The 20866-nt window shown below is 47.8% G+C and carries 19 protein-coding genes; 11 read left to right on the top strand and 8 right to left on the bottom strand.

Annotation, left to right across the window (positions count from 1 at the left end; genetic code table 11):
• Positions 1–240: 240 nt before the first annotated feature.
• Complete coding sequence (locus tag ACR6Z4_RS22845) at positions 241–486, top strand: hypothetical protein (RefSeq protein ID WP_479719635.1); 246 nt, start codon at positions 241–243, stop codon at positions 484–486.
• Between the two features lie 97 nt (positions 487–583).
• On the opposite strand, the gene ACR6Z4_RS22840 is transcribed toward ACR6Z4_RS22845, so the two are convergent.
• The 4 genes from ACR6Z4_RS22840 to ACR6Z4_RS22825 form a co-directional block, all read right to left on the bottom strand.
• Complete coding sequence (locus tag ACR6Z4_RS22840) at positions 584–1042, bottom strand: response regulator (protein WP_479719634.1); 459 nt, start codon at positions 1040–1042, stop codon at positions 584–586.
• A 210-nt stretch (positions 1043–1252) separates the two neighbouring features.
• Positions 1253–2392, bottom strand: coding sequence for a hybrid sensor histidine kinase/response regulator (locus tag ACR6Z4_RS22835; RefSeq protein ID WP_479719633.1), 1140 nt, complete (start codon positions 2390–2392; stop codon positions 1253–1255).
• A 13-nt stretch (positions 2393–2405) separates the two neighbouring features.
• Complete coding sequence (locus ACR6Z4_RS22830) at positions 2406–3128, bottom strand: response regulator transcription factor (RefSeq protein ID WP_479719632.1); 723 nt, start codon at positions 3126–3128, stop codon at positions 2406–2408.
• 647 nt (positions 3129–3775) lie between these two features.
• A complete protein-coding gene (locus tag ACR6Z4_RS22825) occupies positions 3776–3898 on the bottom strand; it encodes a hypothetical protein (RefSeq protein WP_479719631.1) in 123 nt (40 codons plus the stop codon).
• 261 nt (positions 3899–4159) lie between these two features.
• Here ACR6Z4_RS22825 and ACR6Z4_RS22820 point away from each other — a divergent pair, with 261 nt between their 5' ends.
• Together ACR6Z4_RS22820 and ACR6Z4_RS22815 are read left to right on the top strand one after the other, a co-directional pair.
• The gene (locus ACR6Z4_RS22820) at positions 4160–4630 is read left to right on the top strand and encodes a 2TM domain-containing protein (protein ID WP_479719630.1); all 471 of its coding nucleotides are present in this window, start codon (positions 4160–4162) and stop codon (positions 4628–4630) included.
• A gap of 48 nt (positions 4631–4678) precedes the next feature.
• Positions 4679–5023 (top strand): (2Fe-2S) ferredoxin domain-containing protein, encoded by a 345-nt coding sequence (locus ACR6Z4_RS22815; protein WP_479719629.1) that lies wholly within the window; start codon positions 4679–4681, stop codon positions 5021–5023.
• Between the two features lie 187 nt (positions 5024–5210).
• Here ACR6Z4_RS22815 and ACR6Z4_RS22810 read toward each other — a convergent pair whose 3' ends face one another.
• Positions 5211–6536: a sensor histidine kinase gene (locus ACR6Z4_RS22810; RefSeq protein ID WP_479719628.1), complete on the bottom strand. Its 1326-nt coding sequence runs from the start codon at positions 6534–6536 to the stop codon at positions 5211–5213.
• 884 nt (positions 6537–7420) lie between these two features.
• Here ACR6Z4_RS22810 and ACR6Z4_RS22805 point away from each other — a divergent pair.
• A complete protein-coding gene (locus tag ACR6Z4_RS22805) occupies positions 7421–7969 on the top strand; it encodes a hypothetical protein (protein ID WP_479719627.1) in 549 nt (182 codons plus the stop codon).
• Between the two features lie 51 nt (positions 7970–8020).
• Here ACR6Z4_RS22805 and ACR6Z4_RS22800 read toward each other — a convergent pair whose 3' ends face one another.
• Genes ACR6Z4_RS22800 through ACR6Z4_RS22790 form a run of 3 tightly spaced genes read right to left on the bottom strand, consistent with a single transcriptional unit; the run spans position 8021 to position 12012 of the window.
• The gene (locus tag ACR6Z4_RS22800; RefSeq protein ID WP_479719626.1) at positions 8021–9403 is read right to left on the bottom strand and encodes an O-antigen ligase family protein; all 1383 of its coding nucleotides are present in this window, start codon (positions 9401–9403) and stop codon (positions 8021–8023) included.
• 15 nt (positions 9404–9418) lie between these two features.
• On the bottom strand, positions 9419–10861 hold the full coding sequence (gene wbaP, locus ACR6Z4_RS22795) for an undecaprenyl-phosphate galactose phosphotransferase WbaP (protein WP_479719625.1): 1443 nt from the start codon (positions 10859–10861) through the stop codon (positions 9419–9421).
• 26 nt (positions 10862–10887) lie between these two features.
• Positions 10888–12012: a glycosyltransferase gene (locus ACR6Z4_RS22790; RefSeq protein WP_479719624.1), complete on the bottom strand. Its 1125-nt coding sequence runs from the start codon at positions 12010–12012 to the stop codon at positions 10888–10890.
• Positions 12013–12441: 429 nt separating this feature from the next.
• On the opposite strand from ACR6Z4_RS22790, the gene ACR6Z4_RS22785 reads away from it, so the two are divergent.
• The 7 genes from ACR6Z4_RS22785 to ACR6Z4_RS22755 all read left to right on the top strand — a co-directional run.
• Positions 12442–13233 carry an ABC transporter permease gene (locus tag ACR6Z4_RS22785; protein WP_479719623.1) on the top strand — a complete coding sequence of 264 codons (792 nt, stop codon included), beginning with the start codon at positions 12442–12444 and terminating at the stop codon, positions 13231–13233.
• Positions 13230–14060: an ABC transporter ATP-binding protein gene (locus ACR6Z4_RS22780; RefSeq protein ID WP_479719622.1), complete on the top strand. Its 831-nt coding sequence runs from the start codon at positions 13230–13232 to the stop codon at positions 14058–14060. Before ACR6Z4_RS22785 ends, ACR6Z4_RS22780 begins: the two co-directional genes overlap by 4 nt.
• A gap of 293 nt (positions 14061–14353) precedes the next feature.
• Positions 14354–16201: a sulfotransferase family 2 domain-containing protein gene (locus ACR6Z4_RS22775; RefSeq protein ID WP_479719621.1), complete on the top strand. Its 1848-nt coding sequence runs from the start codon at positions 14354–14356 to the stop codon at positions 16199–16201.
• Between the two features lie 19 nt (positions 16202–16220).
• The gene (locus ACR6Z4_RS22770; RefSeq protein ID WP_479719620.1) at positions 16221–17303 is read left to right on the top strand and encodes a glycosyltransferase family 4 protein; all 1083 of its coding nucleotides are present in this window, start codon (positions 16221–16223) and stop codon (positions 17301–17303) included.
• A gap of 25 nt (positions 17304–17328) precedes the next feature.
• Complete coding sequence (locus ACR6Z4_RS22765) at positions 17329–17853, top strand: N-acetyltransferase family protein (RefSeq protein WP_479719619.1); 525 nt, start codon at positions 17329–17331, stop codon at positions 17851–17853.
• A gap of 119 nt (positions 17854–17972) precedes the next feature.
• Complete coding sequence (locus tag ACR6Z4_RS22760) at positions 17973–19307, top strand: CHAT domain-containing protein (RefSeq protein ID WP_479719618.1); 1335 nt, start codon at positions 17973–17975, stop codon at positions 19305–19307.
• The coding region (locus ACR6Z4_RS22755; RefSeq protein WP_479719617.1) for a tetratricopeptide repeat protein at positions 19295–20866 on the top strand (1572 nt) is incomplete at its 3' end. The genes ACR6Z4_RS22760 and ACR6Z4_RS22755, both read left to right, overlap by 13 nt.

Below are 20866 nucleotides of genomic sequence, written 5' to 3'. Positions count from 1 at the left end.
TGGCTTTAGAACATCCACTTGATCCACCCTCTCTGACATACCCCCAGATTTTTCAGTTGTCGTATAGTGCTACGCACTTAGGTTAGAACGGGGTGCAGGGGTAAAACCCCTGCGTGGGGCACCACCTCACATCCCAACGTCCTAACGTGACTACGTAAAGCTATATTCCTCAAACTCGCTTCGATTCAGAAGTTGAGGGAAATTGCCATTGCCATATTCAGGTTTTAAATAGGTAGACGAATGGATTTAGAAGAGTTTGAAACACAGTATCGAAATGCGATCGACGAGATTTTAAATCAACTGCAAACCGTTAATTTATTAGCATCTCAGATCCAAATTCGGGTGCGATCGCTCGATCCATCCAATGACGTTGTCGATGCGATCGCCCAATTAGCCCTTGAAGTAGAAACTAGAGTCTTAGAAATTGGCACCTCTACTCAAACTCTTAGCTTTACGATTGAAAGCTTTATTTCAGAACAGCAATAGAGCTTAATAAGGTGTTGCTCTTCAAACATCAGGGATCTACAGCGGCGCAAAATTTCGGGATCATCAAGCACGAAAACCCAATGCTCCCGAGCTGCGCTTAGGGCGTTAAATCTTCAGACGTGACCGACCGATGAAATTCCTCGTGGATCGCTTTGCGCAAATTAGCCAGCTTGATGGGTTTGACCAGATATTGACGTGCGCCTAGCTCAAACGCTCGTTGCTGATCTTCGCGGAACGCCATAGCAGATACCACAATGACAGGGATTTGCGACCACTCTGCCTGGTCTTGTAGCATTTGTAATATGGTATATCCATCAATCTTCGGTAATTTTAGATCTAGCAAGATCAGATGGGGCTGAAAACACGATAGCACTTCACCCAAGCCCATACCATCGGCTAATGCGCGTACCTGATAACCACACAAACTGAGATAATCTCCCAACAACATACGGTTATTGTGGTTATCTTCAATCAGCAAAATACGGATCCCCAACGTCCGTTCAAGAACTTGAATATCTGACGATTGAGGCGTAGGCTGAGGCGGTGGGAAATTCACAATTACGGCACCTGCATGTAGATCGGTGTGCTAGAAACGTTGCCATAACGAGTGGAGAAAAGCAACATCTGGCTCATTGATGGGTAGTGGTGTTCCTGTAATGATTTTTTGTGGCGCGGGCGTCGCCCGCGCCACAAAAAATCATTACATTTCCAGGGCTGCCATTATTGATGTGGCGATGGATGAGTGATTTTTTTGAACCCCACCTGATTAAATCACGCCAATTTGCGTTAGACATTGAGATGGTAGTTTGATTGTAAATTGCGTCCATCCTTGTTGGCTGCTGACATCAATACGCCCGTTCAGTTTTTCAGTCATTTTCTTGACCAACGTCAACCCCAGACCTGTGCCGCCCTGTTGCCAGCGATCGCCTCCAGGCACCCGATAAAACCGATCAAACACCCGTGATAAGGCTGTATCGGGAATTTCTGCTTTATTACCGACGGCAATGGTCACGCCGTCAGGCGCATCTGAATGATGTGCCATCGGCAGCACCTTGCCATAGGCTTCTAAGGCAATCAGACCTCCCGGCGGAGTATATTTGCAAGCATTGTTGAGCAATTCAGATAAGATGCGTTGCAAGATGGCACTGTCAGTTAGCAAAATCGGCAAATTATCATCTACTGCCATCCGAAACGTTTGTTCTCGGCTCTGGGCACGGGCTTGAAAGGGTTCTGCGATCGCCGGAATCCAGTGTCGAGGGTCTAATACTTCCAGGATGTCTTGATTGATCCCCGCATCTAAGCGTTGTAAATCTAATAAATCATTAATTAACTCAATTTCCCGCGTGCATTCGCCATGCAGTAGGTCAAGATAAGTCTGCTGTTTACTGGGGTCAGAGCCTCCCTGCAAAATTTCAGCAATCATGAGAATGTTGGTTAACGGATTGCGTAATTCGTGCGTCACGATGTTTAGCCAATCATCTTTGATCAGGTTAGACGCTTCTAGCTCTTGAACCTTTTGGCTTAACGTTTGAATGCCTGCATGTCGTTCTAATCGGGTTCTAATCGCACCTAGCAATTCACTTCGGGTAAACGGTTTGGTCACATAGTCATCGGCTCCCATCTCCATCCCCTGCCGAAAATCTGCCTTATCCGTTTTGGCAGTCAGAAAAATAAAGGGTGCCATAACGGTGGAAAATTTCTGACGCAGCAATTGCAGTACGGTAAACCCGTCCATCTCCGGCATCATGACATCGCAAATAATCAAATCAGGTTGATGCTCTTGAGCCAGTTGCAACCCAATTCGACCATTTTCTGCCTCAATGGTTTGAAAACCTTCTACATTGAGTAAGGCAGTAATATTAACGCGAAGAGAGTGTTCATCTTCGATGACCAAAATCTTCGGCATAATTTAGATACTCCTAAATGTCCGAGGATGAAGGGCTTTTATTATTTTGCAACAAGTTAAATTGACGTAACAGCCGAACATTCCCAGGCGTTAACAGCTCTTGAAGTTCTGACACTTGATTGAGCAAGTTAATCTCACGCACAAATTCTTCTTGCAAAACTTTAAGATAGCGATCGCGTTGTTCTTCAGACGCTGCCTCCTTCAGCATTTGAATGGCGATATTAATATTGGATAGCGGTTCTCGTAATTCGCTAATGAGATTGTTTAATAGTAAATCTTTAGCATCTGAAAATTGCCTGATGTCTTTCAGTTGGCATTCTAACGACGTCGCTTGCTGACGCTCTGTTTGGTAGAGTTGCATAAATAACTCTCGGCGCTTTAGCTGGGCATTCACCGCCCCTAACAACTCGCCACGAGTAAAGGGTTTGGTCAAATAATCACAAGCGCCTAGCTCCATTCCCATCCGATAATTATCCCGCTCGGCTCTGGCGGTTAAAAAGATAAAAGGAATGGCGACGGTTTGATGGTTTTGACTGAGAATCTTCAGTACCTCAAACCCATCTAACTTAGGCATCATGACATCGCAGATAATTAGATCGGGGATATGCTCTTGCGCTAACTGTAGCCCAGTCTGACCATTGCCAGCGCTAATGACATCAAATCCCTCAGCTTTCAGTAAGTCGATAATATTGGTGCGAACTAGACGTTCATCTTCAATCACCAGAATTTTTGCCATGAATTGAAAATACGTGATTAGGTTCCTACAGATGGCAGCAATTGGTTACAGACTAATGAATAGCGCATCAATCCATGGGTCATGCTGGTGGGTCAGTCAGCTAGCTAAGGGGGGTTAGCTGTGCTGTATAGCGATCGCCATACGATCAACAATAGAGGCAATATGGGGGTTATGCCTTCTGTTTCTAACTGAGCCTAGCTTTGATAACGACTGGGACAACTGAAAAAAGAATACTACAGACGCAGTATGAATAAGTCTATGAATTTTGACATGGTCTAGTACACCAACTTAAAAGTTTTAGAGGGGGTGGAGGGGGTAAAACCCCCTCTTGGGGGCGCAGCCCCCAACCCCCCATGTTGCAAAATTTTGTGTTTGCAACACTAGTTCTAGGGTTGTAGATACTAAATTTTGCCACCTTGGGGTCTGGGGAAAGTGCCCCTACGCAGGAGTAAAACGTCTGCACCCCGTCCCAACTGATAACAACCTGCTATCAACAGCGAATCTGAACGTATGACATTCAGATGGGGGCATCTCAAAATGTGTAATACCTCCCAATTAATTGTGCCCAGCAACGAAGGATTACCAGTTAAGCATTGCCGGTTTTGGCTATAAATTTGCCAATGAGCTTTTCAGATGCACTGGCAAATTCATGCAAGATTTAGCAGCAATGCCATCGGAACGGTTGCCATTGACATTGCTTTGACATGCAATTTCCCTGACGTGGGGTGAGACATCAGGAGCGCATTGCATCCCAATCGATGATGAGCCATTAGTATTTCCCATTTTGATCCTGAAAAGTGTCAATTTTGGGGCAAGAGATCGATGGAATCGTCATAAAAATAACTTGAATATTTTTCATGGGAGCGTGCGGCTCCGCCGCACGCTCCCATAAAAAGTGTGGGGTTTAATGTTGTACTGATCCATCAGGCAAATGCTCATCCGCTTAAATGAGACTGAAGTACCCGCCATTTTTTGCCAAGTTTCGCATAATAGAGAAGAGGGCACCGCTTAATCGGGAGGCAAATTGGATCATGGCTGAGTTTTATCGTCAGGAAGAAGTACAGCAAATTCTCCAATTGGCGATCGCTCGTCAGGCTGATGCTGAAGAACTAACCCGCGTCCAACTTTTAGAAATCGCTGACGAAATGGGGATTTCGCGCGCCGACTTAAACCTGGCTGAGCAAGAATGGTTGACCCTGCAAGGCACAGCCAAAGAACAACGTGCCTTTGATCTGTACCGTCGCGATAAATTTTGGCAAAGTGCCACCAAACTTTTAATCTTCAATGCGTTTGTTTTGGTTTTAGATATTGCAACGAGTGGTGCTATCTCCTGGTCACGGTTTATCTTTTTGATTTGCGGATTAATCCTGTCGCTCAATGCCTGGAAAACCTTCCGGTTGAAAGGAGAAGACTATGAAGACTCTTTTCAGAAATGGCAACGGCGGCGTTGGCTCAAACAATCCGTCAACTCTTTTCTAAATCGTTGGGTTGGGGCAAAATAAGCCTCTTTTTAGGACAAATAGCCGCTTCGTTTTTGATAAAACTGACTTGTGAATATAAATTCTCACCCTAAAACTCCAGCTGCAAAGCGGCGTTGTGTCCTGATCTGCCAAAATCGCTCGTGCGTTCGTAGCGGTTCTGAGGAAGTGTTAGCCTCATTTCAAGCCATCCAGGTACCGGGTGTGTTTGCTACGGGGAGTGATTGCTTGGGGCAATGTGCCTCTGGACCAACGGTGCAGGTGATGCCCGATAGCACCTGGTATTGTCACGTTAAACCAGCTGACGTGCCCGACATTGTTGAACAGCATTTAAAAGGCGATCAACCCGTTGAAAGACTTTTGCATCCACGGTTTCATCCCAAACCCGATGCTTATCTTCCGGCTTCACGGGAATGAATTTAGGAGGTTGTGTGGGAACCCGCGCTCCGCGCGGGTTCCCACACAACTTTTATCCTTAATCAACACTCGATTGCTATAGCAATCCTATTTGATTTGTAAAAATGATCGGTTGTGAGAGCGCCCGCCCGAAGGGCGGGCGCTCTCACAACTGACTCAGGATCGCTATATAAAAGCTGATAGGCACTTAAAAAGGAATACAAATCTCAAATTCGGTTCCTTTGCCCATCTCCGTTTCTAGATGGAGCGTTCCTCCGTGCTTATCGACAACAATTTGCCGACTGATGGCTAAGCCCAAGCCAGTCCCTTTACCCACAGGCTTGGTTGTAAAAAAAGTTTCAAAGATTTGGGTGCGAATATCCGCCGGAATCCCAGAACCATTGTCGGCAATGCGGATGCTGACCTGATCAGGCGTATTTGCGATCGCCATTGTTACGGCAGTCGTAATCGTAATCTGCGGTTGCCAGCGGGAATGGTGATCGGTATCTTTCAGCGCGACCAGTAATTCTGCTGGAGAAAGTTTTTGCTGTTCCAGCTTATCTACTAAGGCATCAATAGCATTGCTAATGATATTCATAAAAACCTGGTTCAGTTGCCCAGAATAACAATGAATCAGAGGCAAAGTTCCATAATTTTTAACAATTTCGATCTGCCCTTTGATCCGGCTATTTAAAATAAGCAGTGTGTTATCGATGCATTGGTGAATATCAATTAATTTGCGATCGCTCTCATTCATATGAGAAAAATTGCGCAACCCATTCACAATCGTTTTTAATCGTTCAGACCCCATTTTCACACTGTCAATAATTCGAGGCAAATCTTGAAGGACAAACTCTAACCCAATTTTGTCTCTAAGTTTTGCAATGGTGTCAGATGGATGAGGATTTTCTTGTTCGTAAGCCATCAATAAATCAATTAAATCTTGACTGTAACTCCCTAAATAATTGAGGTTTCCTGAAATAAAATTAACCGGGTTCAGAATTTCGTGGGCAACACTGGCAATAATCCGTCCTAAACTTGCCATCTTTTCCGTTTGAATCACCTGTGCCTCAGTTTTCTCTCGAATGACTTGTTGTGCCAATTGATGAATTTGGGCATGGGCAACGAGCAATTGATGAAAATCGAGCAAGCGATACACCTGCGGTTCTATTTCAACCACAATCGGTTCATACAACAATTCGGGCGATCGCTGTAAGGCTTCATGAGCAATCGAGACAATCGATGCATTGCCTGAATAAATCACGATCTCAGTGCGAACAAAGGGGTACAAAACCTCCAGCGATCGCTTCATAAACAGTTCTAAACTGTAAGGACGACTCATCTGCTGCAAAAAACGGCGACGAGAAATCATGCCGACCAGTTCACCTGCTTTCGTCAGAATAACGCCCGGTAATAAAGGATTTTGATCTAACGCCCTGGCGACTTCCTTCCCTAAGTGATGCAATTCCACTTGATAATCTTGTAACGGAAGTTCCTTCAGAACCGACTCTAGATTCAAATTCTGAAATGGCATGGGCGGAGAACATGTGCTTGAAGACGGTGAAGCCGTTGGTCTAAGAATACTAACCACAAAACCCAAGGTGTCAATTCAATAAACGGTTTGAACGGGTCAGGAACTCGCCATAATTAAACCCAGAGCTAAAGTCTCGTGCTATCTGCTTAGGATCACAAATTAATTAAAACCCGGACGTTTATGTTTGGAAGCGCGGCTCCGCCGCGCTTCCAAACATAAATTTTCGGTTTCACTAAATCCACGATCCTTAGCAAACAGCGCAGAGTTTTAAGATTTTTGTTTAATTATGACCACCTACTTAGAAATGCCTCAAACTCATATGAGTTTTAGATCGGCTACGAACGGATTAAACCTCAGATCACCCTGCCTATCTTTGCTCACCCAATTGTTAACCTGTACTTAATCCAGTCCAGGTATTTGTTAATCTTGATACGAAAATTGGCTTCTTTACAAAATAGCACTAACTTCATAGATAAAGGATGAGAAATTCAGGCGTCAACTCACTTTTTTATCTCAGCTTTATTAATTCATAGACAAATTAAGAGGGTTGTATGAGATGCGGGGATTTCCGATCCCAATCCGTCATCTGACTCCCTGTTCAACCATCAAATAAACCTTTGGTTTGATTACATCTACACTCTTTACAGCAATTTTCAATCGCTTCAGCCGCAGATTTTTGGTTGTGTGCCGCGCGGAGCGCGGCACACAACCAAAAATCTAACCTTACAAAACCGCAGATCCTTAACCCCAACAAACAGTTACTCTGGAACAAAAGTAAGCTAAGGTTATTCAGCCCAATCAGGTATTCCCTGAGTTATGGGTTCGATAAAACTGGGTGGAGATACCGAACAGCCCAACAAAAGTGCATGAGGAACAGATGACGCATGACAGACCCTACATCCCTTGATTCTGAATCCATCACGTTTGAAGAGGCGATCGCCATTAGTCAATCGCTACTTACCCAGATGCAGCAGGGTCATTTATCAGACACAGAGATTGAAGAGGCGATCGCCACCCTGGTTTCAACTGAAAACGGCGCACGCGGATTTTTTGTCACCTATCTGACGGAAGAAGAATCGCCTGCCGACCATCCAACGGAAACTGTCCTGGCTGCCCTAAAAACCTCACCGGATATTGTGGCAGAGTTGCTGGTCAAGAACCTGGCAATGTCGTCAGCGATGGCAATTACCCATCGCCGCAACGAGCACGAAGACATGGCGCAAGGCTCAGACCGCGTGCGATCGCGCACAACCCAACTGATTCAGCGTTTGCAGCTACCTGCGATCGCCGAAAAATCTCAAAAATTACACGAAAGTGCCACCACTGGCATCGGCGACTATCAAACCTTTCTCACTCGTTGGGGATATGACGCCGAGCAACGTCTGGTAATCCAGCAGGCGATCGAAGAAGCCATGACAGACACCCACGACTAATCCAGACATATAAGGATTGTTTGAGAGAGCGATGGCAGAGCCATCGCTCTCTCAAACAAAATTAGGTCGGGTGGAATCTTCAAACCGGATCTGAGTAAACGTGTAAATCCCGGTCAACAAGACCCAATTGACAATATTGGTGCGGGCATCATAAAAAGTCACGTCAAAAAAGGCAAAGGCAATACACCCCGAAAACCCCAGAAGATAGGCTAACAGTACGCTGCGATCCCATACTGCCAGTTTGTTGAACACCAGCAACCGCACTGCCCGATAGCAGGTATAACCGACCAGCAGAGTAAACGCGATCGCCACTGGAATTCCGGCTTCTGATGCCATTAACAGCCAGAAATTGTGGGCATGAAATACCACATCGTAGATGGGGTCGTGGGGAAAAGCAGGGTAGATAATTTTGTAATTGCCCAAACCCCAGCCCAGCCAGGGACGTTGGCGAATCAGTTCCAGGGCAATTTGCCAGATCCTCACCCTGGGGTCATCCGTCCAGTTGGCGATCGCCAGAGAACGTCCGCCAATTCCCAACACAACAGCTCCGCCGACAAACGCGATCAGGCTTAAAATGCCTGCCCACAAAATCAATCGGTTGCCTCGTACCAGAAGACTGAAGACCAGCACCTGGGCGATCGCAATAACTAAACCATTGCGCGAACCCGAACAAAAAATCCCGATCAGGTTAGAAAAGGTTGCTATTGCCAACAGCACCGTATGCCAGCGTTTCCAGACGTCCGCCAGTGTAGTCCTGATAAAGTTAGCTCTGCCCTGACTGGATGCCTTTACCCGAGAGGAAGTGCCTGTGAAATCTTTAGAGGAGGACGTTAGGGGCAGTTCTAACCCCCGACGGGCGATCGCTGGAGACGGGTTCTCTGATGGACGGTTGGCATGATACAGCAACAACCCCAAACCCAAGCCCAACATTAATACCAGGTAACTGGCAAGGGCATTAGGATGATCAAACATCACCATCGCCCGACCCTTATGCGGTGCCGATCGCACCCAGGCAATAAACGGGATACGGCGAATCGTACGCGGCATCCAGGGCACTTTGAGCATGTACTCAAAAATGCTGATGAGGTTGATTGGGAGTGCGGCAAACACCAGACCCAACGCCACCTGTTCTAACTGCTCCACACCACGCAGCATCAAAGGCAGCACTGCAAAACAGAGCAAAAAAGGCAAAAAATTTGCCAATTGCAAAAATGCTTCGCCCCGATCCACTGCCGACACGACGCTTGCCATCAACAACCCACTGATCAGCACGACACCCCGCCGCGTTAATGGATCAAGTGCCGTTTTTTTAAAGGTAGCCAGCAAAAAGACCATCACACTAACAACCCCTGCTGCACCCACATAAGACACATAGGGTAAAGCAACCAGGCTGCCTCGTAAGATCCACCAAAACAGCCGAAAGGGTTGGGTCATGGTTCCCATGCCTGCTTAGTACGCTCCTTCACCCGATACCACTACCCAAACCGTCCGCACCAGAATATAAACATCCAGCCAGACTGACCAATTTCTGACGTAATAGGCATCCAAATTCACCCGTTCGTCATAGGGTAAGTCATTTCGACCGGAAACCTGCCACAAGCCCGTCAAGCCCGGTGTCACCTTTGTGTATAAGTCGAACTTATCGCCATAGCGCCAGATTTCTTCGTCAATGATCGGTCGGGGTCCCACCAGACTCATTTCCCCCCGCAGAATATTCCACAACTGTGGCAACTCATCCAGGCTGGTGCGCCGCAAAAAACTGCCAACTCGGGTTACACGCGGGTCACGCCGCAATTTATGATCCTTTTCCCAGTCGTCTTTGAGCTCTGGATGCCGGGTCAGATAGTCATTAAGTGCCCGGTCAGCATCTTGCATCATCGAGCGAAATTTCCAGGCTTTAAAGGATCTGCCCCCATGCCCAATGCGAATTTGTCCATAAAAAATAGGACCCGGTGAGTCAAATTTAATTAAAACGGCAATGACCAGAATGATCGGCAGCAGGAATAATCCCCCGATGAGAGTAAATGCCAGATCGATCAGCAATTTTGCCAAGCGGGGACCGGGCAACAATAACTGTTGCCGCACTTCCAGCCCCAGCACTCCCCCCATATCCTTGGCTTCGACCCAGAGGCTAGAAAACCCAAACAAGTCAGGAATAATCAACAAATGGGCAAACGTTTGAGCATAGGTTTCTAATAGCTTGAGCAGGCGATCGCGTGGCACTCCGGGCATTGCCACAATGGCATAGGGAATATGGCGCGTTTTTGCCAGAGCTGGAGCCAGTTCCAGACTTCCCACCACAGGCACATCATGCAGAAACCCCCATTTCTCGTCATCATCATCCAGCACCATGACGGGCTTTAAGCCAATCGTGGGCCGACGTGTGAGCGTACGGATGACCATTTCACCTGTTCTTCCTGCCCCCAACACCATCACCGGATAGCCCCACCACTTTTGTGAGGCAAACATCTGTCGGACAAACCATCGCGCCAACAGCACCAGCAAGACCGACAAGATCCAGGCAGCCACCAAAATGCCCCTGGAATACACTTCACCTTCTCGGCGTAAAAAAATAGCGGAACCCAGCACCAGATAAATCAGGGTGGTCGAAAGGCTGACCCAGCGCAACTCATCAACCGGACTGATGGCAACACCCGGATATAACCCCACCGTGGCATACGCCAAAATAAACAGCCCTAAAACGGGCCAAAGCTGTAAATATAGGCTGGGATAAAACTTACCATCAAAAAATAGTCTGCCATAAATGCTCGTGGCACAGGCAAGTGTTAGCCCTAAGAGGTCTGCGGAGACCATCAAAACGAAGGTTGGGAAGGAACGGGTAGATATAGTCAAAGCCGAAACGGCAGGGTGTAACGTGCGGTTTAGCTGCATTACTCAGGTTTTACTCCTCACGCTATCTAATGTATGCCATTGCCTTGCCTAAAATCTGTCCACTTTTGATCGACAAATTGGCTGAACTCGCTGCAAAACGTTTTAGTTGCAAACTTTTCAGCATGGAGTCTCAATAATTCAGCATCAAACTCATACCGCCCAGATGCAAATCTCTGTATGGTTTCGACTAGGCTATCCACCGTTTGCTCCGGAAAAAACAGCCCCGTTTTTTCAGAAATAACGGTTTCTGTGGCTCCGCCTTTGCCATAGGTAATGACGGGTGCGCCTGCGGCTTGTGCCTCCACCATAGAAATGCCGAAATCTTCTGCTGCCGCATAGACAAAGGCTTTGCAGCGTTGCATATAGTCCACTACAACGGCTTCGGGTTGGGGGTCTAAGAACTGAATATTGGAACCTGCGATCGCTTGAATTCGTTTGCGATCTGCTCCATCGCCCATAACCACCAGCGGCAACCCCAATCGCGTAAAAGCTGCCACAATCAGATCTACCCGTTTATAGGGGACAAATCGGGAGAGGGTAAAGTAAAAATCATCGCGTTGGGTCTTGACCTGAAAGCGATCGACATCGACAGGCGGATAAATTACCTCGGCGTGCCGCCGATAGGTTTTCCAAATTCGCTGCGCCACATACCGAGAGTTGGCAATGAAATGATCAACCCGATTTGCCGTTGCTACATCCCACAACCGCAGATAATGCAAGATCAGTTGTACCACGATGGCTTTGATTCCATAGTTTAGTTTTGCCCCCTGTAAATATTGCTGTTGCAAATCCCAGGCATAGCGAACCGGGGTATGAACATAGCTGATATGGAGTTGGTCGGCACGGGTCAAAATGCCCTTGGCAACCGCATGATTACTGGAAATGACCAAATCATAGTCAGAAAAATCAAATTGCTCGACTGCCAACGGCATTAAAGGTAAATATTGGCGAAAGTGGGGATTGGCAAACGGCAGACGTTGAATAAATGAGGTGGTGACCGAACGGTGCTGGATAAAGGGTTGCAGATCTGGAGATAAAAATTCGACCAGACTAAATAGGTCTGCGGCAGGATACAGCCTCAAGATCTGCTCAAAAACCCGCTCTGAGCCAGCATATGTCACAAGCCACTCATGGATGATTGCTGTTTTCATTCCCACCTGTTTGCAAAATCTCCTGGAGTCAGACTCGTCCGGAGAGGGGATCTCTAGCCGCGAACAACTAGAGTAGAGCCAGAAAGCAGTCCTGGCAAGGCGATCGCCTTGCCAGAGATCTCACTAGGTATTTTGACATATTCGTGGAGTAGAGTATCATCATGCTTTGATAGACATAGCGCTAGCCGTAAAGCTTAAGACAAGGAGTGGGGGGTGTGCCCCCAGTCAGAGGGTCTCTACCTTTGCACCCCGTGGCAAAACTGCCAGTTTGCGCTCTGCGAGACTATGGGTCTACGCAATCCAGTTAGGACATTAGGGGGGTGGGGGCACCGCCCCCACGCAAGGGTTCCACCCCTGCACTCCGTCCTGACCCTAATGCGTATCGCTATATCGATAGATGGGAACGGATTTTAAGCACATAGTTTGGACATGCTAAAGGCTGAAAGCACTGGACATCATAGAAACTTTGAGAACTATAGAGACTTACTCGTTGTTCTGCTGCAAAAGGAAATTAAAGTCAGGTACAAAGATAAGTTCTTAGGATACCTGTGGTCGATCGCCAATCCCCTTTCCTTTGGGCTGGTTTACTTTTTTGTCTTCAGCGTGATCATGCAGGTTAAGGCAGAAGATTATCCGTTAATTTTGATGACGGGTCTTTTTCCCTGGCAGTGGTTCACAAACTCCGTCAATTCTTCACCCAAACTATTCCTGGGAAACGCCTCAATTCTTAAAAAGATTAACTTTCCCAAAAATATTTTATCTCTGGCGATCGCGTTGAATCATATGATTCACTTCGTCTTCTCGATTCCCGTCATTGTTGGGTTTTTGCTGTTTTATCATCACTATCCGTCTCTCTCATGGATTTATGGCATTCCTATTTTGCTCATCATCCAACTCGTGATGATCTACGGTATATCCCTGTTTTTAGGAACGATCAATCTTTTTGTCCGAGACTTTGAACGCTTAACGCACATTGTCATGCGCTTCGTGTTTTACCTTACCCCTATCGTCTACCCCTTAGAATTGATTCCCGATCGATACCGCAACTTTGTTGCTTTTAACCCAGCGGGCACATTAACGATTAGTTGGCGAGAGTTATTTATGAATGGGACTTTAGATATCCCGTTTGTGCTACTGAGCCTGCTTTATGCCCTGATTTTCCTATCCATTGGATACGTTGTTTATAACAAGCTTTCTTCAGACTTTGCTGAGGTTTTATGAGAGAGCCCGTTGTTAGTTTTGATCAAGTTAGCAAGTCGTATTCCATAGGGCGACACGTCATTGGGTTAAAGAGTGTAATTCTCAATCTTCCCAATCGTAAAAAAAATAAATCAAAAGAATTTATTGAAGTTCTTCGAGATATTTCCTTCGATGTGTATCGCGGCGAAAGCTTTGGCATTATTGGTCGCAACGGGGCTGGTAAAAGTACAACGTTGGGTCTAATTGCTGGGGTTTTAAGACCCAGTCGAGGTAGAGTTCTTGTTCGGGGTAGAATTTCACCCTTGTTGGCATTGGGTGCTGGGTTTCATGCTGAGTTATCAGGGCGAGAAAACATTCTTTTGAATGGTGTCTTGATGGGGCTGACCAAACGAGAAGTCCTGAAAAAGTTAGAGGAAATTATTGAGTTTTCTGAGTTAGGTCACTTCATCGATCGCCCAATTCGGATTTATTCCAGCGGCATGTTAGCCAGGCTTGGGTTCTCTGTTGTGGCACATCTTGATCCTGAAATTTTGTTAATTGATGAAATTTTGGGAGTCGGAGATATGAAGTTCCAAAGAAAGTGTTTCGATAAGATGATGGAGTTTAGAAATAGAGGAGTGACCATGATTTTGGTTACACACTCAGTTCCCAGTGTGATCAAAATTTGCGATCGCGCCATGTGGATCGAAAATCACACGATCAAAATGATTGGTTCATCCAGGGAAATTGCCACCAGCTATTCCAAAGCATCTGGAGTAGATTTAGTCTATGACCAGGCTGATGATGGCGGCAGCAATTTATTAGACTTGAACAATGTCGATATTGAAACCAGTGCTTCCATGATCTAGCGATATATCTAGTGTTGCAAACACAAAATTTTGCAACATGGGGGTTTGGGGGCTACAACCCCAAGAGAGGGTTTTACCCCCTCCACCCCCTCTAAAACTTTTAAGTTGGTGTACTAGCGATCGCCTGGATCTGTACTAAACCTGTAGTCTAGATAACTAACGTTATTTGATATGATTATTAAGTTTATTGAACTTGTCTCTTGTCTCATGTGCGTCTGATAGTCTGAGGCACGACACGCAAGATTTAAGTCAAATGGGTTCGTTTTTAGGAGATGGGTGAGGTTCTGTCGGGAATGGTAAAGCGTAAGTCTATCGAGTGCAGACTGAAGGAAGACGATCAGCTATGTTTTATTCATATTCCGAAAACCGCTGGAACAACCTTCACTTCTATCATCGACGGTAAGTTTAGTGAGCAAGACATTTGTCCGGCGCGTGTTTGGGGCGAATTAACTCAAATTCCCAGAGAAGAGTTAGCCAAATATAAGCTGCTGCGGGGTCATTTTTATTACTACGTCTATAAATTTCTGCCACGCAAGCCGATCTACATCACCATGTTGCGTAACCCGATTGAGCGGGTTGTGTCGGGTTATGAGTTTATGCGGCGGTGTCGCCCCTCTCGCCCTGAGGGCATCCCGACTCACGAAAAAGCCTTATTGATGACGCTCAAGGAATACGTTTGCGACCCAACGGTTCCCGGAATTATTAATGCGCAAACCCGTCATCTTTCTCTGAATTTGCAGAGAGAACTGCCCGATTTTATGCACCCCGATTGGCAAGAATCGGCACAAGAAAATCTAGAGCGGTTTGCATTTGTCGGTCTGACGGAACGCTTTCAAGATTCAATGGCATTGCTGGCTTATACCTTTGGCTGGAACCCGCTGATTGAGTACCAAAATCTTATGGTCGCACCCAAGAAGTTGCGTCAGGAAGATTTAGAACCCGATGTGATTGAGGCGATCGCCGAACGGAACCAGCTGGATATCGGACTCTACAAATTTGTCGAAGACCTCTTCGATACCCGCTATAACCAGATGATTCAAGATTTAGTGGCGCGTTATGGCAATCCCAAGATGACCAACCCCGGTCCCAAGGATGTGTACGATCTACTCGAAAAGCACTACGAACATCGATACGCTGAACAACATTCTGCGCCTACTAAATCTCTAATTTTTAGCTTTAGAGAAGCGATGTCTGGGGGTGGGTGGCATTTACAAGAAGGTATGGAACGGGGCGATGCCTTTCGCTGGACAGGGCCCGGCACCCTATCATTTTTAGATTTCCCGATCGCATCCGATGAAGATTTGATTGTTCAGTTTCGGGTGATCAACTCGGTTGCCCCAGACATTTTGGACAGCCTAACGCTCCATATTAATGACTATCCGATTGAATTCATCACGCTTCATAGTGACGAATCCACGACAATTTTCCAGGGATTTATTCCTCAAACGGCGTTGACCACTGCCAAACCATTTGCCAGACTTGTATTTCAGGTCAACCGCACTATTTCACCTCAATCGATTGACCCCAACAATCCCGATAATCGTCCAGTCGGGTTGGCGTTTAATTTAGTGCAAGTGTTCCCGCCGGATTCAGTTGAGCAAATTTCTGCGTTTTCCTTCTTATTTGATTGTCGAGCTTGGCAAGAAACCGTCGATTTTGTCCAAAAAAATCTCTTGCCCGATCAACAAATTCTAGCGCCCACGATCTTCAGCCTCAAGTTTCCCGATAACGTTCCCAGTCAAGACCCCAGAACTGCAAAGAAAACTCAAAACTACAATCCCTTAGTCTTAAAAGATGCTCAGTTTCAATGGGCAATCATTCACAAAGGGATGAAGCAAGAACTGGGAGGAATTTTGCAGAAGTTAACCCTACAAGGCTTCTCTCCCGTCTTTGCTAACGAAGTTTTCGTCATCTTTTCCAAAGATGCCAATCTCCCCACCCTGAGCTACACATCACTGCATGTGAAGTCGTTGTATTCGGGCTATATCAAGTATTTTGTTGCCCAGAAGACGAGTTTCTTACGAAGATTCATCGGGCATATGAGAGTGTTTGCTAAGCGGAAAGTATGGCCCGCCTATGTCATCAATGTCAAACCCTTTTATGTGAAGTATTTTAAGAAGCTCAGTCGCAACTCCCAATGAGCCTAATGAGAGTGATCCGATGCAGACCGATAAACATTCACTATTGGTTAACCTCTCGTTTGTAATAGCACAGGCGACAGGTTTAACCACCTATGCGATGAATATTTATCCGCATTTGCGATCGCTCTCTCCCCTCTTACTCAGCCCCGAAAAAATCGATTCTTTTCACTATCAACGGGTTTCTGCAAAACTAGCTGCCAATAGTGGCTTTCGCGGACATCTCAGGCGTCTGCTGTGGACACAGTTTCAACTACCCAGCCTTTACAAAAAAGCAGGGGCAACGTTGCTGTTTTCTCCGGTTCCAGAAGCGCCGTTGTTTTCGTCCTGTCGCTCGATCGTCACCGTTCACGATCTGATTCCCCTGCGCTTTCCCAAAAAGACTTCTCCCCTCACTCCTTATTTCCGTCATTACATTCCCGCTGTTCTAAACCAATCCGCTCATATCATTTGCAATTCGACTGCCACTGCGCGAGATATTAGCGATTTTTTTCAGATCGATGCCCATAAAATTACGCCAATTCTGCTTGCCTACGATCGCACTCATTTCCAATATTTAGACCTGCCGACACACAACTATTTTCTATATATCGGACGTAGCGACCCGCATAAAAATGTTCGTCGGATGTTAGCCGCATTTGCCCAACTACCACGCGAACTAGACTACGAATTTTATATCGCCGGGGCAACCGATCCACGCTACACCCCAGATTTGATTGCAGAAGCAGAACACCTGGGAATTGCTCAGCGGCTGAAGTTTTTAGAATATGTGCCTTACGAAGATTTACCCCGACTGATCAACCAGGCGATCGCTCTGGTGTTTCCTAGCCTCTGGGAAGGTTTTGGCTTCCCCGTTCTAGAAGCCATGGCGTGCGGTACTCCGGTAATTACCTCTAACCTGTCTTCGTTGCCCGAAGTTGCCGGAGACGCTGCCATTTTGGTCGATCCGTATAACACCGATGAATTAGCCGCTGCTATGCAAGAAGTCGGCAGCAATGCAGACCTGCGATCGCAGCTCCGCGATGCTGGATTAGCCAGAGCGCAGCAGTTTAGCTGGGAAAAAACAGGACAACTGACCTGTGACCTGTTGCACCACTACTTGTAAATGCAATCAACACCCCCCAAAAAAGATGAACATTCGAGATGCGATCGCCGCTGATCTACCTGCTATCGTTGCCATTTACAATGCCTCCATCCCCTCTCGCACTGCCACGGCTGATACCGAACCGATTACCGTTGAAAGTCGGCAGGAATGGTTTGCCAAACACAACCCACAATCTCGCCCCTTGTGGGTTTTAGAAATTGCCGATGAGATAGTTGCCTGGGTGGGGCTGTCTTCTTTCTATGGTGGACGCCCTGCCTACGATGCCACCGCCGAAGTCAGTATTTACATTGCCCCAGCTCATCAACGTCGAGGCTATGGCACGTATCTGATTCAGCGGCTGATACACCATTGCCCCAGCTTGGGCATTACCACCCTGTTAGCCCTGTATTTTGACCACAACACCGCCAGTAAAAACATGTTTGAGCAATTGGGGTTTGAAGCAGCAGGACATCTCACCGATATTGCCGTGTTGGATGGCGTTAAGCGAGGATTGATCATCGCCGCTCGCCGCATCAGTGAGGATCATGGATTAAATAAGATCGAATATTGAATCGTTTGGAGGGGCGAACGACCGTTCGCCCGTACAACACATCATCGGAGTTATTAAATTCCCATGCCTGAGTAGCGTTGGAAATTTTTCAGTTGCCGAAACAAAACGGATCAGTTAGGGTGGCTGCAAGTTATGTCATTCCGCCCGCGCGCCACATTCCCATGCCCCTAAACTTTACCTTTGACCTGAGTCAACAGCATTTTGAATTGCGTTGTGGCGAGCAAACTCGTCGCCTGGATCCAGCCAATTTGATCGATCTGATCGAGCAATGTGAGCAGCACTATTATTCTGGGCGACCGACTGATGTATACGGACGGCAGCAAGATATCCCAGACGCATTGATCGCCTTAGGACGTCAGCTTTATGGCTGGTTAGATGGAGCGGAAGGCTGGTTACGTCGAGCATTAAATCCGGGCAATCCGCAAACCCTGACGTTTGATCTGATTCAGGCGAGTGAACTTCAGGGGTTGAATGCCAACACCGATCGCATTGCTCTGGGGTTGGCGCATTTGCCATGGGAATTGTTGCATGATGGCGGCAATTTTTTGTTACTCAAGCAGGTGTTGACCATGCCCCCGGTGCGAGTGGTGCAACAGCGGTCTGAACCTGTGATCCCAGTTGCCAATCGACCGCTGCATTTGTTGTTAATGGCGACCGCACCAGAAGGGACAACCGTGCTGAGTTATGAGCAAGAAGAAGCCAATATCGTTACAGCGACCCAAGATCAACCGTTATTGCTGGTCGTAGAAGAAAGCGGCTCGGTGGCAGAATTGGAAAATTTGGTCAAGTTTTACCCCGATCGCTATTTTGATGTGTTTCATCTGACAGGGCATGGTTTGATTTTTACCCAAACAGATCATGGCAAGCTGGCAGCTACGATGCAGCCCCCCCGATCGATCGCCGACCATACGCCTTGTTTTCTCACCGAAACGGATATTGGGCAAATCCAATTGACCACCGTGCCCGATCTGGCGCGTGCCTTTGGCGATCGCTTTCCTCGTCTAATTTTTCTGTCGGGTTGCCATACGGGCGAGGTACCCGATCGCGGCAGTGTGCCCTCGATGGCGCAGGCATTGGTTAAAGCAGGGGCACAGATGGTGTTGGGTTGGGCGCGTCCGGTGCTCGATCAAACAGCGATTGTAGCTGCACAGGCGCTTTACAAAGCATTGGCAGCAGGCGATTCAGTAGAACAAGCGATCAAAACGGCAGTATTCGCCATGATTCAGGCAAATTGCCCCGACTGGCACTTGCTGCGGGTCTATCGCGATGGGCGATCGCTCACCCACTTAGTCACCCCCTTGCGCACACCGGGGCGAGAAAAACTCAAGCCGATTCTGGCAGAAGCCGATTTCCTTGATGCCAGCGATCAGGTTAAAGTTGCCAGCCAGTTTACCTTTGTCGGGCGCAGGCACAGCGTCCTCAGCTGCAACGAGTGGTGCTGGTGGGGGTATTGAACGAAACCACGCTCTTGCACAAGCTTTCTAGTCAATACGAACGCTTTCCCCAAATTCCAGAATTGTTGAACCAGCCGCTGTCGCTCAAAGGACGACTGGAAAACTTTTTTGATGCCATCGATCAGCTCGATTGCCCCTTGTTGCTGGTGTTGGATGACTTCGAGCAAAACATTCCTCTGGCTGCCATCGACGATGGCTCGTTGCGTCCCATCACCCCTGCCTACGAGCTACTGACCGCGCTATTTGCTGCCATGCAGTCAACCCTCACCATTAGCCGCGTCATTATCACCTGTCGCTATCACTGCCCCTTGCCTGCCCATCGCTTGCATATCGAGTCGCTCGACCGGATGAACGCTGCCGACATCAACAAAAAATGTCGCTTGCTGCCCGACTATGCCCAGCTAAAACACCATCCCCACTATCGCCGGGTGCTGACCATTGCCGATGGCAACCCCCGCTTGCTGGAATGGCTCCTGAAGCTGCTGCAACAACCCGACCTGGATACCGACACCCTACTTCAGCAACTCGAACAAACCCAGGTAAAATTCCGCGAAAACGTCTTGGCAGAACGCTTGCTTCATGCCCTGACGACGGCAGAGCAACAGATTTTAGCGAAACTGAGTGTATTTGGCTTGCCCGTGACGCGATCGCTTGTAGACGAGGTGATCGGTGACGCAGCACCTACCCTCGCCCGCCTCCTTGCCCTCAGCCTGGTCGAAGCCGCTACGACCGCCGACCCCCACGCCACCGACTATCGCGTTACTACCCTGCTCACACCTCTGCTTACTCCCGTGCTGAGCGAACCGGAGTGGCAAACCACCTACCAAAACGCTGCCCAGACCCTCTATCGCCGTTGGTGGCAAGCGGCAGAAAGCCCAACCGAAGACCAACACCTGGAACTGGTACGCCTGGGGTTATTGGCAAAAGACTCAGAGATCACCGTCACCGTCGGCGATGCTCTGGCAAATCATTGGGTAAACCAGTCCCGCTATCTGGAGGCCCTGAATCTATGCCGGACGATCTTAGAAACATTTGACGACTATCGCATCTGCGGCACGATCGCCCGTGCCGAGTCAGTTTTAGGCTTCGTCTCGGAGGCAATCCAACACTGTCAACACGCCCTCGATCGCTGTCCAGATGATGATCTGCTCGTAAAAGCCGCCACGCTCAATAACATGGCAGGGGTGATCGCGCAGCAAGGCGACATCGATCGCGCCCTGACGCTGTGGCAGCAATCGCTGGACATTCTAGAGCGTATTGGCGATGTCCAAGGCACCGCCGCCACGCTCCATAACATGGCAGGGGTGATCGCGCAGCAAGGCGACATCGATCGCGCCCTGACTCTGTGGCAGCAATCGCTGGACATTCTAGAGCGCATTGGCGATGTCCAAGGCACCGCCGCCACGCTCCATAACATGGCAAGGGTGATCGCGCAGCAAGGCGACATCGATCGCGCCCTGACGCTGTGGCAGCAATCGCTGGACATGAAAGAGCGCATTGGCGATGTCAAAGGCACCGCCACCACGCTCAATAACATGGCAGGGGTGATCGCGCAGCAA

The organism is Calyptranema fuscum S582, assembly GCF_055793305.1.
This window is presented reverse-complemented; position numbering and strand designations above follow the sequence as displayed.

Bases quoted from the DNA above. Each gene is read 5' to 3' on its own strand.
- ACR6Z4_RS22845 (WP_479719635.1), top strand. From the start codon at position 241: ATGGATTTAGAAGAGTTTGAAACACAGTATCGAAATGCGATCGACGAG.
- ACR6Z4_RS22835 (WP_479719633.1), bottom strand. From the start codon at position 2,392: ATGCCGAAGATTTTGGTCATCGAAGATGAACACTCTCTTCGCGTTAAT.
- ACR6Z4_RS22830 (WP_479719632.1), bottom strand. From the start codon at position 3,128: ATGGCAAAAATTCTGGTGATTGAAGATGAACGTCTAGTTCGCACCAAT.
- ACR6Z4_RS22825 (WP_479719631.1), bottom strand. From the start codon at position 3,898: ATGGCTCATCATCGATTGGGATGCAATGCGCTCCTGATGTCTCACCCC.
- ACR6Z4_RS22820 (WP_479719630.1), top strand. From the start codon at position 4,160: ATGGCTGAGTTTTATCGTCAGGAAGAAGTACAGCAAATTCTCCAATTG.
- ACR6Z4_RS22810 (WP_479719628.1), bottom strand. From the start codon at position 6,536: ATGCCATTTCAGAATTTGAATCTAGAGTCGGTTCTGAAGGAACTTCCG.
- ACR6Z4_RS22805 (WP_479719627.1), top strand. From the start codon at position 7,421: ATGACAGACCCTACATCCCTTGATTCTGAATCCATCACGTTTGAAGAG.
- ACR6Z4_RS22800 (WP_479719626.1), bottom strand. From the start codon at position 9,403: ATGACCCAACCCTTTCGGCTGTTTTGGTGGATCTTACGAGGCAGCCTG.
- wbaP (WP_479719625.1), bottom strand. From the start codon at position 10,861: ATGCAGCTAAACCGCACGTTACACCCTGCCGTTTCGGCTTTGACTATA.
- ACR6Z4_RS22790 (WP_479719624.1), bottom strand. From the start codon at position 12,012: ATGAAAACAGCAATCATCCATGAGTGGCTTGTGACATATGCTGGCTCA.
- ACR6Z4_RS22785 (WP_479719623.1), top strand. From the start codon at position 12,442: ATGCTAAAGGCTGAAAGCACTGGACATCATAGAAACTTTGAGAACTAT.
- ACR6Z4_RS22780 (WP_479719622.1), top strand. From the start codon at position 13,230: ATGAGAGAGCCCGTTGTTAGTTTTGATCAAGTTAGCAAGTCGTATTCC.
- ACR6Z4_RS22775 (WP_479719621.1), top strand. From the start codon at position 14,354: ATGGTAAAGCGTAAGTCTATCGAGTGCAGACTGAAGGAAGACGATCAG.
- ACR6Z4_RS22770 (WP_479719620.1), top strand. From the start codon at position 16,221: ATGCAGACCGATAAACATTCACTATTGGTTAACCTCTCGTTTGTAATA.
- ACR6Z4_RS22765 (WP_479719619.1), top strand. From the start codon at position 17,329: ATGAACATTCGAGATGCGATCGCCGCTGATCTACCTGCTATCGTTGCC.